General features: G+C 41.7%; 1 protein-coding gene. It reads right to left on the reverse strand.

Annotated features, from left to right (window positions below; all coding sequences use genetic code 11):
• Positions 1-360 (reverse strand): MBG domain-containing protein (locus L1S34_RS14875; RefSeq protein WP_236364889.1); only part of this gene is annotated, 360 nt, incomplete at both ends.

The raw sequence follows: 360 nt of genomic DNA on the forward strand, positions 1-360 counted from the left end.
GTAACTGTTAAAGTTCCGTTTACAGCAGTAACGTCATAGTTAGGATTAGTTCCTAAAGTCACCACGATTGGGTAAGTACCTACGTTAGAGAACTGCGTAGCAGAAGTTGCAAGGGTATAGTTAATCGTATCTCCGTTTACAGCACCAGTCACCACGGCTGTTAGTTCAGGGTTAAGATCACCGTAAACTTTTGTTTTATCATCAGCAGTAACGACTACATCAATAGCTTTAGGCGTAACTGTTAAAGTTCCGTTTACAGCAGTAACGTCATAGTTAGGATTACTACCTAAAGTCACCACGATTGGGTAAGCACCTACGTTAGAGAACTGGGTGGCAGAAGTTGCAAGGGTATAGTTAATC

The organism is Flavobacterium sp. K77, assembly GCF_021608205.1.
In the GTDB taxonomy this organism is placed as follows: domain Bacteria; phylum Bacteroidota; class Bacteroidia; order Flavobacteriales; family Flavobacteriaceae; genus Flavobacterium; species Flavobacterium turcicum.